Here is a 15381-nt window from a genome sequence, read left to right as displayed (position 1 = left end):
TTTGTTAGTGAGATAATATACTTTATATTTGTTTAATAATTGATCCTAGATTATAAACGAAACAAACAAAACGACGAAATAATGACTCCATCACAGTTCAACGAAAGCCTACTAGGCTTACAAGAAAAACTTAGGTATTTCGCTTTGAGTTTAACAGCAAATGAAGACGATGCTAGTGATCTCCTACAAGAGACAACCTTAAAGGCATTAACATATAGGAAACAATTTGTTTCAAATACAAATTTTAAGGCTTGGGTATTTACTATAATGAAGAATACCTTCATAAATAACTACCGACGTGTTCAAAAAACGCGTAACACTTTTGATTCAGCAGAAGATGCTTATCGAGTTGCCTTTAAAGGTAATTACGCCTCAGAAACACCAGAATCAGTGCAAGCGGTCAACGAAATGAATAATAGCATCGCTAAACTAGATGATGATTTTAGAGTTCCATTTACGATGCATACATCGGGTTATAAGTATAAAGAAATTGCTGAAAAACTTGAGTTGCCGATAGGAACAGTTAAAAGTAGAATATTTTTTACACGAAAGAAACTTCAAGGTATGCTTGAAGATTAATTAAGATTTTATTAATGATTATATACGGTGCAAATTAACTTTTTAGTTAGTTTGCACCTTTTTATTTTAAGATATTATGAGTGCTAAGTTAAAAAGATACGATAGAATTTATACCCAAGCTGCAGATCTTGTAGAACCTATAGATAATCCAATTTCCAGAATGTCAACTATTGCTTCTTTGTTGCATCATAAGATGAGTAATTTTTTTTGGACAGGCTTTTATTTAATTGATAAAGGGGAATTATTAGTAGGACCTTATCAAGGCCCCATTGCGTGTTTAAGACTCAAGAAAGATGTTGGAGTATGTTGGGCAGGCTTAAATACTTCTAAGACAGTAATAGTGGATGATGTTGAAACTTTCCCTGGCCATATTGCTTGCAGCTCATTAACAAAATCTGAAATAGTAGTTCCTGTTATTGATAAAAAAGGTAATACTATTGGCGTATTAGATGTCGATAGTAAAGAGTTATCAAATTTTGATGAGGATGACAAGCAGGGCCTAGAGAAATTGGTTTCATTAATATTTTAATTATTTATAAAAAAAGTATTAGCCACAACTACTTGAAGAACATGAAGAGCAAGAATCGGAAGAACAGCTCGATTTTTGCTCTATCATAGCTTCTGTAAAATCTTTTAGAGTGCCCTTTTTAAAGAAATTTATATTTTCTTCAACTACATTCCCTAAGCTCTGATATACTTCAATTTCGTTTTCGAATAGAATTTTAGCGGCCATTGGACGCAAATTAGGAGTTATAATAGCTTTAATTTCAAGTTTCTTTAACTCAGACATAGATAGATAAATGGTATTAGATGTATCTAGAGTATACACTTCCGATGAATTTTTGCTAATATCAGTGATGCAATAATGATTCGCTTTATAGAAATCATTCGCTAATAATTCCTTGCTTAGTCCTTTTTCTCCTAAAATTGGGATACATAATTTCATAATGATTTGCTTTAGGTTAATATCTCGTAATTTCTACATAATTGTAGCTTGTATGTTATAATTCTTACATATCAGTAATGATATCTTGATGCTTACTTGCTATAACTAGTTGTTTTATAATGAATTTCAATTATTATAGTTGTTTACAACTATATATAATCCAAGTTATATGCCAAGTTTCTTTTAGTTAGAGTGGGGGATATTCGTATTTACTTTGTCTTATAATAAACGATAAAGTTTAATGTAAAATCTACCATCATGAAAAATGTACCTTATACCACAGTAATAAAATCATTGATGATTTTAATTTGCTTATCAGCGATAAGTATTGAAACTTCTGCAAGATCTTACTTTGAAGATATTGGTTCTGATACAATTAATGTTGTTGAATACCGTGCTAAAATAATCGACGACGATTCAGGAGATCCACTAATGTTTGCATCGGTTGGTGTGGTAGCTTCAAATATTTCAACAGTTTCCAATTCCGAAGGCTATTTTGTTATTAAGGTGCCAGAGGGGATGAAAAATGAAGCTTCTATTAAGGTAAGCTATTTAGGATATGAAGAGAAAATAATTAAACTTTCTACGCTTTCTGAAAATAGAAATAAGATACGATTAACATCTATTTCGGTTTCATTAGAAGGAATTAATGTAGCTCCAAAAGATGCTGATGAAATTATGCGAAATGTTTTGAGTAGGAAGCATCTTAATTACATGCAGACGCCTCTACAAGTAACTGCATTTTACAGAGAAACCATTCAGCGACGCAGGTCTTATGTATCCTTAACTGAGGCTATAGTAGACATTTATAAGCAGCCATATAACAATTTTAGGTACGATGGTGTAAAATTATATAAAGCGCGTAAAGATGCCGATTATTCAAAAATGGATACATTAAGTTTTAAACTTCAAGGAGGTCCGTACTCCACATTAATGCTCGATGTAATGAAAGATCCATATGCTATACTTAGTTATGAGGATTTGGATTATTATATTTTTAATGTAGAAAATGTAACTAAGGTTAAGGATCGAATTATATATGTATTGTCATTTGTTCAAAAACCATATGTTACAACACCGCTGTTTTATGGTAAGCTTTATATTGATGCAGAAACATTAGCAGTTTCAAGTATTGCTTATAGTATTAATATTAGCGATAAAGAGGAGGCCTCTGCAATGTTTATTAAACAGAAACCTGCAGGTGCGGTTGTCTACCCTACAGAGGCAAGCTATTTGGTTAAGTACAAACAAGAGGGCGACAAATGGATGTATAGTTACTCTAGAGGGAGTATAACATTTAAAATTAATTGGAAGAAGAAGTTATTAAGCACAAATTATACTTCAACGATAGAAATGGCGGTTACCGATTGGAAAATTGCTGAGGTAAAACCATTTAAAGCTAACGAGAAGATTAAGAGAAATGTAATTCTTCATGATCAGGTTGAAGGCTTTAGAGATGATACTTTTTGGGGACAGTATAATGTTATTGAGCCAGAGGCATCTATAGAATCAGTAATTAAAAAAATTAAGAAGCGTTTAGATAAAAGATAAAATAATTACTTTTAGGGCATTGAAAACAGAAAAGCAAGCAATATTATTGCTTGCTTTTTTATGTAAAAATATATTGATGAGTTATATAAGAGGTTTTGCAAGTGATAATAATTCTGGGGTTCATCCAGATGTATTAAAGGCAATTGAGGCAGCCAATGTTGGGCATGCAATTGGTTACGGCGATGATGTGGTTACTCGTAGATGTGAAGAATTATTTCGTTCTATTTTTGGTTTAAAAACAGATGTGTTTTTCGCCTATAACGGAACTGGAGCTAATGTAATTGTGTTGCAAGCATTAAGTCGTACTTATAATGCTATTATTTGTCCTGAGACAGCACATATTAATGTTGATGAATGTGGTGCACCAGAAAAGCATTCAGGGGCAAAACTATTACCTGTTAAAACGGATAACGGAAAATTAACGGTTGAAGGTATTAAGCAATATATGCATGGTATTGGTTTTGAGCATCATTCACAACCAAATTTGGTGAGTATTACGCAGGCCACTGAGCTGGGCACTTTGTATTCGTTAAATGAAATAAAGGAAATTGCAGATTACGTTCATGCCAATAATATGAAATTGCATATGGATGGCGCTCGTATTTCTAATGCCGCTGCAGCTTTAGGTTGTAGTTTAAAGGAAATGACTGTAGATGTTGGTGTGGATGCCTTATCTTTTGGAGGAACTAAAAATGGTTTAATGTTTGGTGAGGCAGTGCTGTTTTTTGACTTGCCCACTGATGATGTAAAGTATATTAGAAAACAAACAGCTCAGTTACACTCAAAAATGCGATTTACAGCGGCTCAGTTTGAAGCTTTACTAACTAATGACTTATGGCTAAAGAATGCTTTGCATGCAAATAAAATGGCTCAATTATTAGCTGAAAAGGTTGGGGAAATTGAAGGAGTAGAATTAACCCAAAAGGTTGAAAGTAATGGTGTTTTTGCTATTATTCCGGAGTCTGTAATTGCGGATTTACAAAAAGAATTTTTCTTTTATGTTTGGGATGTTTCTCAATCAGAAGTTCGTTGGATGACATCATTTGATACACAAGAAGAAGACATCTATAAATTTGCAGATTTACTTCGATCTAAATTGGCCTAAAAGAATTTCTAGCATTAAAGAATTTTATTGGTTTAATGCTAGAAATTATATTACCAATTTAAATAGGATATAAGTAGGGAATGCGAATAGTTTTCTGACTTATTATCTATTTCAACACTAACATCGGCAGTATTACTGTAAAAGAAGCTGCACACAAGGTTGGCTATAAATCAAGTTCTAAGTTTACTGCTGAGTTTAAAAAACAATTTGGTGTTTTACCAAAGGATTTAGTAAGTGTATAAATCATTGAGGATGTTATCACTCATCCATAATATCTTCATGCTCTTCGGCTTTATTAATATCATTTTTTAGTTCGTCCAAATTTTTGATGTGTTTTAGGTAAATAGGGTCGTATACAAATCGAAAACATAGATACATAAATAGCAGCGTAACTACATAAACTAAGGAGCCAATAAATATTGGTGTTTTAAAAAAGGCAGTATGGTCTGGATTCTCAGAAACCGAATGCCTACTAATACATGCTAATGCAGAACAACATAAAGGCATAATGAAAATTGCAATCCATTTGAACTGGATGTATATTTTTTTTAGTATTGGTACCGTACTGTTTAAGAATGATGAGGTGGTGGTTTCAGATAGCTTTTTAATATTAAATAATCCCAACAATGGTATTATATACATAGTCAATATAACAAACACAAAAATATCAAAATGGACAGCAGATTTCTCGTCAAATTTAAAATTAGCGAATAGTAGAATTGCTATTATCAATACAAATGAAATACTATTTTCAATTATAAACTTACGTTTCAAACGATTTATTTCGTTTTGGCTTTTCTTGCGGGTAATAGATTCTATTTCTTTGAGAGTTAATTTCACTTTAAGTTGATCTCTCGTTTGTTTCTTCCAATTCTCCCTAAGTTTTTCAATACTAGTAAAGTCTTTCATCCTGCATCAATTTTTTAAGGGTTTTCTTTACTCTGCTCATTTTCACTCTCACATTAACTTTTGAAATTCCAAGTATCTCGCTAATTTCACAATACGAGGTCTCCTCTAAATAAAGAAGAACAAGTGTTTTATCTATTTCTGATAAATGGTTGATGGCTCTATAAAGGGTGCTAATCATTTCTGCTGATTCGGCCTCTAAATAAAAAGGAGATTCATCATAAATACAATCACGTTCAGGCATAGGGTCATTCTTCGAATGCTTTTTTTCTTTTCTAATCCATGATACAGCAGTGTTAATAGCTACCCGATAAATCCAAGTAGAAACTTTACTTTGGTGTTTAAAGGAAGCATAGCCTTTATAAAGCTGTATGCATATTTCCTGAAACATGTCTTTTGCTTCGTCGTCTGATTTGGCATAAACCAGCGCTACCTTGTGTATTAGCGCTTGGTTCTGTTGTATCAGTTCTTCAATAGTAAGGTTATTTTGCACGTTAGGTTATTGATTTATTTGTTCATAGAGCTTACTGTGTATCCTTTTTGTTTTAATAAATTTATGATTCCGTTGTCACCTGACAAGTGCGCTGCACCTACTGCAATAAATGAAGATTCATTTTGCATAATAGAATCTAACTTTGGAATCCAATTTTTATTTCTGTCTTCTAGTAGTTTGGCTTCAATGCTTTTATCATCATCTTTATCTAATTCTGCTTGCATAAATTGATGCAACGAATCAAGGTTCTTAGTTAAATAGATTTCCTTCAGTTCTTCAAACTGTTTAATCATAAATATTTCGTCCTTATTGGGGATGTACATATCTAATCCTGAGGCTTCGATAATGTTAAATTGTTCATCAATACTCTCTAGGGAATTAATGTTGAGCTTATTCTTTTTCGCGATTTTAGTAAATACCTGCTCATAGTTTTCAATATTATCATAATACTCCATACAGGCGAGGGATACTAAATTGAATGGTTTTAGTTTAAAATAGCGATCTATTTTACTTTCTTTTATTTGTAACGTATCTGCAAAGTAACTATAAAGTAAGTCGTAGTCTTCTTTGCTCATATAATCTTTTAAAGATTTCCCATCCGGAAGCATCAAACGTTGCGCCATTTTAACCTGCTCTTTTATGGATAGATCAATATCAACTTCTAGCGTTAAAGAGGTGGCTGATTTTAAGGTTTGTAAAGCATCTTCGCCAAGAAAGAAGTCCTTTTCGGGCATTAGGTGGATGGTGCCGTACAAATAGGATGGTTCAGTTTGTTTATCAGAAGATATTTTCCAAAGCAAGGTACCCGAATTTGCTGTTGTACTAGTGGGGGCTTTAAAATTTACTAATGTGAAAAATAATATAATTGCAACAATTACAACTGAAGAGCTTATTATTAGTTTTTTCATTTGTTTTGAGTTATTAGCTTATTAGAATTAAAAATAATTTGTTTGAGCTCAATTCATAAGTCGTAAACTAATGATAATTGTTACAAGAAAAACTGAAAAATATTATGAATGTATGATTTAAGGATTAATTGGAGCTTAGAATTGCGAGTGAAATTGCCATAGGCCATTAATCTCGGTATATAAATGATTACTTCAAAAAAGGGTCAAGTTTAGTGATCTTAACTATTACGTTACTAATCTTATGTACTGATTAGTCGTTAAAATGACTCTGTCATATTAAAGTATAAGAGCGTTTGATTGTTTATTGGGTCTTTACCTATATCTAATCTAAAATTCATGCGTGGTTGTACCTCTACTCTTAATCCTATACCATAATTGGGTAGGGCATGTATTTCTCCTTCAGTTTCCAAATCAACGGTTCCAACTCCAGCCCAAGCAGCAAAGCCAAGTTTAGATAATAGCTTGCGCATTTTTGTTTCATCTCCTAGGTTGAACATATGTCGGTATTCTGCAATTGAATAAACAGAATGTTTGTCTCTAAATTGGCCTTTATAATATCCTCTTAAATCGAAAGGTGATCCTACCATCGACAACTCTGTTAAGGGTACGTCGCCAACTGTAAATCTACCATTAACAGTCCATGCTAAAATTCTTCTATCGCCAAGGAACTTCAATTCTTTAAACTGTCGGTAATCTGCATTTATCACTGCAAACTCATTGGTGCTGCCAAAAGCCTTAGAATAATATGTGGCATTTAATTCCATTAACATTCCACTATATGCATTGGCTGGCAAATCGCGTGTATCGTAAAGTATATTTACTCCAATACCTACATTGGTATAAGTGAGGCCTAAAGAATCACCTCCAGCAGACATATAATCGGCGTTATTTACAATACCTTCACTTGGGTCTTTCATTTTATTATGGGTAAAATCAAATGATGTCCCCCAAAAAAGATCAGAATCTTTATACCTAAATAAGAACGTAGGATTAACCTGAATATTCATATCTCGGTATTCTGTGGTTTCAGTACCTCTCTCAATGCTAATGTTATCATCATATCCCACACCATAATAATGATTGAGCGTGTTCATGTATGATATTTGTCCAAAAATTCGAAATCTATCCTGATTAAAGAATAGTTGAGGTTTGATCATAAAACTACCGCCACCATTTGCCATGTAAGCAAATGCAAAAGGCAAAACGGAACGTTTTAAAAGCGAATCAGCAGGGTTTGTTGAGAAGGTTAATAAAGTACTTCCTCCAATTAATAAACCATAATCAGGGGTATAACCTGGGCCTCCGAGTATGCTAAATTTTAGATTTTTACTTTTTATTGAGTCTGTTTGTGTTTGCGAAAAGGTTAATGTGCTTGCTGTGATTAGTAGAAAAACTAATATATATCTCATTTCAATTCTTACATTTTACGATTACAAACTTACGAAATAACTATTTTACTATTGCAGACATTATAAATGAAGCGGCTAAAAATGTGATTGAAAAAAGGTATTTGCAGTAATGAGATACTTCGCTGTGTATTTTTCTATCCCAAATTAATTGGAATGGAAACTTTCACTTAAGCATTATTAAAAAAGTAAGAATAATGCTTAAATGAAAGTTATTGTAATTTATTGCTTATAAATATATGTGCTTAATGTATGTGTTTGATTTGGTTGAATAGTTATAATATTATTCAAACTATTGGTTGACTCAACACATAACATTTTTTTGTAATCGGTATCTCCTAGATCCGCCATCTCAATACATAATTCTTTACCTGGATTCCAAACTACAGTTGTTTCACTACCGTCCTTATCCATTACAATTTTCTTATTCGTATCGTCTATGATACAAGCATTATTTGTATTACAATAATGTCTATCTATTCGCTCACCAAAGCTTAAGATTGTTTCATTTTGAGTTTCATTTTCTTTGTTGACATTATTAAAATAGTCTTTTGAAGCAAGTCCTTCCAGTTTTGTGGTATTAATATCGTTAATTAAAAAGTAGGTATGTAGTGCAGCACTTACTTCAAAAGCCTTCGAATCTTTATTTGTTGTACTTAATGACACGCTTAGCTTTTTACCAACAACTACTTTAAGTTGCGCTTCGAACTGATGTGGCCAAACTTTTAAAGTGTTTTCATTCGATTTTAAACCAAGAACTAAAGTTACTTCATCATTAGCGATGGTCTCAATTACTTCCCACTCGGTTGTACGGGCAAAACCGTGCGATGGGAGAGAAGGGTCATTTGTATTTGCCCCAAACCATGGCCAACAAACAGGAATGCCACCACGTATAGCTTTTCCATTTTTAAAGATACATTCGCTACTCATAAAAAGTAATTCTTCGTTATCTTCATTAATGAAGCTTAACACCTGTGCTCCGTATAACGAAATTTTTGCTTTTGAATAATCACTTTGGATATTAGCGATGGTGGTATGTTCGTATTTAGCAAAACTAAGTTTGTTACTAATGCCAAATTCCTTATTCATAGCTTCTGTTTGCATACTTTTTACTTTAATAAATGTAGATACTAATTCAGATGATCATGATTGTAAATCACACTTTGCAAACATATAATATTTTTACAGAGTCTAATGTTAATTTATTGTTAGAAAGTGAAACTTTTAAAGCGAAATGTTAAGCTAAAACAATGCGTATTTGTTAAAAATACCTTCATTTTATGCGGAGGTATTATAAAAATTATTCCAAATAATAAGGTGCTCAGATATATATGTAATTGCGTTATTGGTAACTTTCTTTAAAGTATAGTTAATATTAAGGAAATATAAGAATTGATTTGCTTCCATATTTTTGCCATCGTTAAACAACACCAACCTACCGTTCTTTATTAAACTCTCTTCATTTGATCTTATAGATCAACAACACGCATACACACACACACACTACCTACAACATCTATGAAATCTGTTATTACAAATAATGATTTCAATTTTATTAAATGAAGCAGTTTTTATTACTAAGTCTTTTATTTTTTTCAATTACAGTTTTAGCTGAAACACGTGAGGTAAAAGGCCTCGTGTTAGACAAAGGAAATGAGCCTCTAATAGGAGCTACAGTTCAGCTATCGGGTACTCTTAAAGGTACTGTTGTTGGCTTTGATGGTTCTTTTAAACTCGGAGGTTTAGAGCCTGGTAAACACACCATCAATATTTCATTTATGGGATATAAGGAGCAAGTACACGTTATCAATATCCCATTTGATGAGGATATAGTTATTATACTTGATGAAGATGACCAGATGGTAGGTGAGGTTGTTGTTACCGGAACTATGGCAAAAAAAACAGCCACAAGTGCAAGAGCAACAGAACGTATGGCTAGTAAAGTAGTAAATGTGGTTTCAGCACAAACTATTGAGTTGTCGCCTGATTTAGATGTGGCTAATGTAGTAAAGCGCATTTCTGGTGTAAGTTTAGAGCGTAACAACTCTGGTGATGGTCAGTATGCCATTGTTCGCGGAATGGATAAGCGTTATAACTATACTTTAGTTAATGGCGTTAAAATACCATCGCCCGATAATAAAAACCGCTATGTTCCCTTAGATATTTTCCCATCTGATTTAATGGATCGTTTGGAAGTAACCAAAGCTTTAACTCCTGATATGGAAGGTGACGCTGTTGGAGGGGCCATTAACTTGGTAATGAAAGATGCACCTGATAAATTCGAAGGGCAGTTTAATATGTCGGTTGGTGGTAACACATTATTTAATGCTGATAATCCGTTTATGTCATGGGATCAGTCGGGTATGATGCAATCTCCGCCTACTTGGAGTGGTGCCAATCGTGCTACTGATGGAGATTTTTCTGTATCTCATATGAAAAATCAATACCAGAACTATGTACCTAATATTATTGCCGGTGGTTCAATAGGAGATCGCTTTTTCGACGATAAGCTTGGTGTAATTGTAGCTGCTAGTTACCAACAAACAGCTCGTGGATCGGAGAGTACGTGGTATCAAACAGGAATGCAAACCAATAACTCTACGCGTTTGGATAATATGGAAGAACGTAATTACTCACAGTTACAAAAACGTGCAGGAGTTCATAATAAAATCGATTTACGTATCAACCCAAATCATAAACTAAACTGGTATAATGCCTTTGTTTATTTAAGAAACGATCAGGTACGTGATGTAACCAGAACAAGAACATGGGGTAGTTACGATCCAATTAATGGAAATGCCGGTGAAATGAGTTTTAATACGCGTTACCGTAGTACTATTCAGCAAATATTTAATAGTACACTTTCTGGCGAACACAGAGTTGCCGATAAAGTAGTTGTAGATTGGTCGGGAGTTTACTCAAAGGCTACTAACGATATACCAGATAACCTTCGTTTTAGCCGTTCTGGAGAGATGAACAATTGGGTGGTTTCACCTGAGCGTATTGCTGAGATTAATGCATTAAGACGTAGATGGGATAAGAACGATGATCAGGATATTGCCATGTATGCAAATATTACAATGAACCCTGATGTAAGTTTTGCTACTAAATCGGAGTTTAAATTCGGAGGATTAGTTAGATATAAAGATCGTACTAACGATTATGAGAGCTTTACTTTTAGTGCAGGAAATCGTGCGCTAGTACAGGGTGTAGATTGGAATGATATTACTGATGTTGATTGGAAAATGAACGGAAATGGTAGTGGAGTTACCGCCTCACCAAATACTTATAATTCGCACGAAAACATTAAAGCAGCTTATGGTCAATTTCTATTTGATATAAACGATCGTTTAGAGATTGTTGGTGGTGTTCGTATGGAACATACAGACATTGGTTATTTTCTTCCAAATCCTACCATGGAAAATGAAGACAATAATGAGGTAGAGATGAACGAAACCTATATGGATTTTTTACCGAGTATACATTTTAAATATAAACTAGATAAAAATCAGAATATACGAGCATCTTACTTTAAATCGGTTATTCGCCCGGGGTTTGCAGAGTTTGTACCCATTAGCAATACCGATACTGAGGATGATTGGGAAGAAAGAGGAAATCCGAATGTGCAACGTACCATTGGACACAACCTTGATTTGCGTTACGAGTTTTTCCCTTCAGGATTAGATAAATTTATGATAGGTGGATTTTATAAGCAATTAATCGATCCTATTGAGTATGCCTTAAATCGCACAGCAGGTTATATTATGCCAGATAACTTTGGTACTGCTACCAATTGGGGTATTGAATTAGATGTAGTTAAATACTTCAGAAACTTTGGTATAAGCGGTAACTATACTTATACAAATTCAGAAATTACTACTGATAAATCGTATTACACACGTGTTGATCCAGACGATTCAAGCTCGGATCTAATTTTAGCAACACGCGAAGAAACAAGAGCCTTACAAGGACAGGCAGCACATATCGGTAACTTATCATTACTATATAAGGACAGCAAACGTGGCCTTGATATACAATTAGCAAGTGTTTATACAGGAGATAGAATCCATAGCCTTTCGGCCTTCTATAAAAATGATATGTGGCAACGAGGATTTTGGCAGCTCGATTTTTCAGCTGAGAAGAAAATAGGAAACGTAACTGTATATACTAAGCTGTATAACTTACTGAATAATGCTTACGAAATAGAAATTCGTCAGCCAATTACGTCCGATCAGGCGATGTTCCCTCAACAAGGTGAAACAGGAGATAATGTTTTAGTACGCCAGGACTTCTACGGACGTCAGTTTTTAATTGGATTGAAATATAAATTTTAACGCATATTACACTAACAAATTACACTATTAACAAATGATTAAAAGAAATTTTTTCGCAAAAGCAATGGTTGCTGCTGCTTTAATAGCTGCACCTGCAATGTTTACTTCATGTTCTGATGATGATTCTTCAAAACCAGGAGGAGGAGACGATATTGATTTAGATGAAGGTCGCCCAACAGGTTCTGTTGCAATTGGTGGTGCTTTAGATGAAGATATGACACTTATTTCAGATAGTATTTATTGGTTAGCCGAAAACTTGATTATTGGAGAAGGGGTTACTTTAAACATTGAGCCAGGAACAGAAATTCAAGTGAGTCCTTACACCAACCCTGAGATTGTTGTAGCCGGTAATATTTATGCTTGGGGTACTGAGCAAGCTCCAATTACTTTTACACTTTCTGAAAATCAACCAGAGTATTTCGAATACAATCGTTACAACTGGGGTGGTATTGTTGGTCGCGATATGGATGATCCAAACCAAGAAATTGGTATGACTTACGTTACTGTTGAGTACGCAGGTGGACCCGTAAACTCTAACTCAGAAGCAGTACGTAATGGTAAATTAGAGCCAGGTGAGTTAGGTTACTCTATTTTCTTTAACAACAACAAAGGACAAGTTTATATGGAGAACTGTACTGTTGCTCACTCTGGTGGAGATGCCATCTACATTGAGCGCGGTAAAGTAGCACTTTTTCATAATGTTGTTGCTTATGCAGGTACAACAGAAGATGAGGCTTTTAACTTTAAGCAAGGAACTACAGGAGACTGTGCTTTTAACTTAATGTATTCAGCTGCTACAAACGGTATCAAAATTAATAACTCTAAACCTATCGATGGTGACCCTCAAACAAACGTAAACATGTACAACAACACAGTTGCCTATTGTGGATGGAGACGTGATGGTGAGCGTGGTGGATCTATCAACATCGAAAAAGGAGCACGTGGTTTAATTGCCAATAACTTAATTGTTAACTCTAAATTTGGTACTAAGGTTGATGAAGGTGCCGACCTTCAAAACCTAACTGTATCTAATAACTATTACTATGGTCAAGTATTTAAAAGCGACCAAGGTGGTAATGGTTACTTACCGCATCATGGTATTCTTATTGGTGATGTAATTTACGAGAAAGACGAAGATGGTGAAGATACTGATGTAGTTTGGGCTACTTTTGATGATGTATTCAACTTCACTTGTAACATCTTTGAAGGGGAAGACCTTACTAGTGATTTAGAAAGTCCTCAGTTTGTAAATTTCAACGATCAACCAGCAAATGAACATGCTGATCCTTCTAAAGAGTTAGATTATAAGGATATGGATTTTGCCATTTCTTCAGCTTCACCAGCTGCAACACACGGAACAGAGGAGCAATCATTATTAGCCGATCAGGTAGTTGAATCAGTAGGTGGTAAAACTATTGTTCGTCCAGGATTATCGGCTGTTGTTGGTGCCTTTGGTGCTAAATAATACGCTATATTGATTACTTAAAATATCTTACCTCGGATGGCTCCTGGCCATCCGAGGTTTTAAATAATAAACTCCAGACTGAAGATTAACAAACTATTGCTACAATAATTATATAAAAATTTCATTTGATGAAAGCATTAAAAATATTTTTCAGCCTCCTAGTTATTATCTTTTCATCGTGCCAGCATTCTGCTGAGCAAGATCAATCGCTAAAACCCGATCGCATCATCCTATCCATACAGGAAGATCCTACTACACAAATGGGTATTACTTGGCGAACGATGCAAGAAACTCCAAAATCTCTTGTTCAGGTAAGTATTGAAAATTCAACGCCCGATTTAAAAGAAACGGCAAAAACATATACAGCCCAAACCTACAGTTATAATAATGGCAAGCAAGATGTAATTAGCCATAGAGTAACTATTAAAGATTTAGAACCCGCTACTGTTTATGCTTATCGTGTTGGCGATGGTAGTAACTGGAGCGAGTGGAATACTTTTGAAACAGCTGATAAAAACGAATCAAAACTATCGTTTGTATACTTTGGCGATGTGCAGTATGGGTTTAATACCGTATGGGGACGCGTATTACGTCAATCTTTAAAAGCATGTCCCAACCCTGCATTTTTTATGTACGCAGGCGATTTAATAACCACTGCGGGCGATGACTTAGAATGGGAACAGTTTTTTGAAGCTGGCGACTGGGTTTTCCGCACATTTCCTATACTTGCAACACCGGGTAACCACGAGCATTTTAAAAACAATGGTGCGTATGGTGATTTAGCACCACATTGGCATGCTAATTTTTGCTTTACCGAAAATGGCCCGAAAGGATTAGAGAATACGGTGTATTATACCGATCAGAATGATGTTAGGATTATTTCGTTAAATACAACTAATTTATTGACTCCAGGGGTAGATATTGATGAGCAATTAAACTGGTTTAAATCAGTTTTAGAAAATAATCCGCAGCGTTGGACAGTGGTAACCATGCACCATCCAATACATAACTTAAAAGGCGGACGTAATGATAAAACCATCAGTGAGATATTACAACCTATTTTCGAAGATTATGGGGTAGATTTAATTCTACAAGGACACGATCATGCTTATGGTAGATTGGTTGATACGCATAAAAAATCTGATAAATATGTTGGTCCTGCCTATGTGGTTTCTGCCGCAGGAGCAAAAATGTACAGCTTTAATTTTGAAGATTGGGCCGATCGTTTAGCTACCAATACACAACTATATCAGGTAATTGATATTGATGGTGATGAGCTTGTTTTTAGCGCTTATTTGGTAGATGGAGAAATGTTTGATCAGTTTAAACTAACAAAGCAAACTGAGGGCGAAAATATTTATACTACCAATTACCCGCGTCAGGCTGAAGACAGAATGGAACTGGGAAAACGCGCTAGAAAAGGAATGAGCGAAGAAGATATTGAAGCATATCAAACTAAAGTTGAAGCCTTTTTTGAGAGTAATAGAAAGTAAGCTCAATATCAATTGAGTTACTCTGATATAGTTTTTTTTATGGAGCCGAATGATATAGATTATCATTCGGCTTTTTATTTTTCTATTTAAGCGCCTTGCTGGGCTGGCCTCTTTACAAAAGGCTTTTGTTTTATTTGAGGCTTTAGTAGGACTGGCTAGCTGAGAGCTTTGCTCTTAGATCCGCCAGCCGCACTT

Annotated in this window: 13 protein-coding genes; 7 read left to right on the top strand and 6 right to left on the bottom strand. The window is 34.4% G+C overall.

The window, feature by feature from the left end:
* Positions 1 to 81: 81 nt before the first annotated feature.
* Both QMO11_RS13550 and QMO11_RS13545 read left to right on the top strand, forming a co-directional pair.
* A complete protein-coding gene (locus QMO11_RS13550) occupies positions 82 to 579 on the top strand; it encodes an RNA polymerase sigma factor (protein WP_075603651.1) in 498 nt (165 codons plus the stop codon).
* 76 nt (positions 580 to 655) lie between these two features.
* On the top strand, positions 656 to 1108 hold the full coding sequence (locus QMO11_RS13545) for a GAF domain-containing protein (protein ID WP_075603652.1): 453 nt from the start codon (positions 656 to 658) through the stop codon (positions 1106 to 1108).
* Positions 1109 to 1126: 18 nt separating this feature from the next.
* On the opposite strand, the gene QMO11_RS13540 is transcribed toward QMO11_RS13545, so the two are convergent.
* Positions 1127 to 1525, bottom strand: coding sequence for a NifB/NifX family molybdenum-iron cluster-binding protein (locus tag QMO11_RS13540; protein ID WP_282037770.1), 399 nt, complete (start codon positions 1523 to 1525; stop codon positions 1127 to 1129).
* 258 nt (positions 1526 to 1783) lie between these two features.
* On the opposite strand from QMO11_RS13540, the gene QMO11_RS13535 reads away from it, so the two are divergent.
* Both QMO11_RS13535 and QMO11_RS13530 read left to right on the top strand, forming a co-directional pair.
* The gene (locus QMO11_RS13535; protein ID WP_282037769.1) at positions 1784 to 3076 is read left to right on the top strand and encodes a carboxypeptidase-like regulatory domain-containing protein; all 1293 of its coding nucleotides are present in this window, start codon (positions 1784 to 1786) and stop codon (positions 3074 to 3076) included.
* 76 nt (positions 3077 to 3152) lie between these two features.
* Complete coding sequence (locus QMO11_RS13530) at positions 3153 to 4181, top strand: threonine aldolase family protein (RefSeq protein WP_282037768.1); 1029 nt, start codon at positions 3153 to 3155, stop codon at positions 4179 to 4181.
* Between the two features lie 258 nt (positions 4182 to 4439).
* Here QMO11_RS13530 and QMO11_RS13525 read toward each other — a convergent pair whose 3' ends face one another.
* The 5 genes from QMO11_RS13525 to QMO11_RS13505 form a co-directional block, all read right to left on the bottom strand.
* Positions 4440 to 5090 carry a hypothetical protein gene (locus QMO11_RS13525; RefSeq protein WP_282037767.1) on the bottom strand — a complete coding sequence of 217 codons (651 nt, stop codon included), beginning with the start codon at positions 5088 to 5090 and terminating at the stop codon, positions 4440 to 4442.
* On the bottom strand, positions 5074 to 5580 hold the full coding sequence (locus tag QMO11_RS13520; protein ID WP_075603657.1) for an RNA polymerase sigma factor: 507 nt from the start codon (positions 5578 to 5580) through the stop codon (positions 5074 to 5076). The genes QMO11_RS13525 and QMO11_RS13520 overlap by 17 nt, the downstream gene beginning before the upstream one ends.
* A gap of 14 nt (positions 5581 to 5594) precedes the next feature.
* Positions 5595 to 6488: a TraB/GumN family protein gene (locus QMO11_RS13515; protein ID WP_282037766.1), complete on the bottom strand. Its 894-nt coding sequence runs from the start codon at positions 6486 to 6488 to the stop codon at positions 5595 to 5597.
* A 257-nt stretch (positions 6489 to 6745) separates the two neighbouring features.
* A complete protein-coding gene (locus QMO11_RS13510; protein ID WP_282037765.1) occupies positions 6746 to 7897 on the bottom strand; it encodes a BamA/TamA family outer membrane protein in 1152 nt (383 codons plus the stop codon).
* Between the two features lie 219 nt (positions 7898 to 8116).
* Positions 8117 to 8998 carry a D-hexose-6-phosphate mutarotase gene (locus QMO11_RS13505; RefSeq protein WP_282037764.1) on the bottom strand — a complete coding sequence of 294 codons (882 nt, stop codon included), beginning with the start codon at positions 8996 to 8998 and terminating at the stop codon, positions 8117 to 8119.
* A 455-nt stretch (positions 8999 to 9453) separates the two neighbouring features.
* Here QMO11_RS13505 and QMO11_RS13500 point away from each other — a divergent pair, with 455 nt between their 5' ends.
* The 3 genes from QMO11_RS13500 to QMO11_RS13490 all read left to right on the top strand — a co-directional run bounded on the left by QMO11_RS13500 (position 9454) and on the right by QMO11_RS13490 (position 15186).
* Complete coding sequence (locus tag QMO11_RS13500) at positions 9454 to 12228, top strand: TonB-dependent receptor (protein ID WP_282037763.1); 2775 nt, start codon at positions 9454 to 9456, stop codon at positions 12226 to 12228.
* A gap of 34 nt (positions 12229 to 12262) precedes the next feature.
* Positions 12263 to 13693 carry a right-handed parallel beta-helix repeat-containing protein gene (locus tag QMO11_RS13495; RefSeq protein WP_282037762.1) on the top strand — a complete coding sequence of 477 codons (1431 nt, stop codon included), beginning with the start codon at positions 12263 to 12265 and terminating at the stop codon, positions 13691 to 13693.
* Between the two features lie 128 nt (positions 13694 to 13821).
* On the top strand, positions 13822 to 15186 hold the full coding sequence (locus QMO11_RS13490; protein WP_282037761.1) for a purple acid phosphatase family protein: 1365 nt from the start codon (positions 13822 to 13824) through the stop codon (positions 15184 to 15186).
* Positions 15187 to 15381: the final 195 nt, after the last annotated feature.

The organism is Saccharicrinis aurantiacus, from assembly GCF_947489045.1.
GTDB lineage: Bacteria > Bacteroidota > Bacteroidia > Bacteroidales > Marinilabiliaceae > Saccharicrinis > Saccharicrinis aurantiacus.
The sequence above is the reverse complement of the archived record's forward strand: the minus strand, read 5'-3'. Positions and strand labels throughout refer to the sequence as shown.